The sequence below is a fragment of the Belnapia arida genome (genome assembly GCF_016773205.1).
Classification (GTDB): Bacteria; Pseudomonadota; Alphaproteobacteria; order Acetobacterales; family Acetobacteraceae; genus Belnapia; species Belnapia arida.
Genome location: NZ_JAETWB010000161.1, coordinates 1 through 746 on the forward strand (window position 1 = coordinate 1; position 746 = coordinate 746).

Annotated in this window: 1 protein-coding gene; it reads left to right on the forward strand. The window is 68.4% G+C overall.

What is annotated here, in order from left to right; translation table 11 throughout:
- Positions 1-746, forward strand: a 746-nt coding sequence (locus JMJ56_RS33190) for an IS256 family transposase (RefSeq protein WP_202836132.1), incomplete at both ends; no start/stop codon positions are given.

Below are 746 nucleotides of genomic sequence, written 5' to 3' on the forward strand. Positions count from 1 at the left end.
GTCTCCGGCGTGGCTCCTACTTCCCGGCCTTCCTCGAACCCCGGCGGCTGGCGGAGAAGGCGCTGACGGCAGTGATCCAGGAAGCCTATGTCCAGGGCATCTCCACCCGCTCGGTCGATGATCTGGTCCGCGCCATGGGCCTGGAGGGTGTCTCCAAGAGCCAGGTCTCGCGGCTGTGCACTGAGATCGACGAGCGGGTCGGCGACTTCCTCTCCCGTCCCATTGAGGGCGACTGGCCCTACCTATGGCTCGACGCGACTTACGTGAAGGTCCGTGAGGCTGGCCGCATCATCCCCGTCGCCGTCACGATCGCAGTTGGCGTCAACGCCGATGGCCGGCGCGAGGTCCTCGGCATGGCGGTCGGCGCCTCCGAGGCGGAGACGTTCTGGCTCGACTTCCTGCGCTCCTTGGCACGGCGCGGGCTGCGGGGCGTCAAGCTGGTCATCTCCGACGCGCATGAAGGGCTCAAGGCCGCGGTGACCAAGGTGCTGCGGGCAACCTGGCAACGGTGCCGCGTGCATTTCGGCCGTACCGCTCTGGCCCATGCCGGGAAGACCCAGCGTCGCATCGTCTCGGCCTGGATCGGCACCGCTTATGCTCAGGAGGACGCCGCGGCCGCCCACACCCAATGGCGCACAGTGGCCGACCAACTCCGCCCCAAGGTGCCGAAGCTGGCCGCCCTGATGGACGCCGCCGAGGAAGACGTCCTCGCCTACATGCACTTCCCCATCGCGCACCGGGCCAAG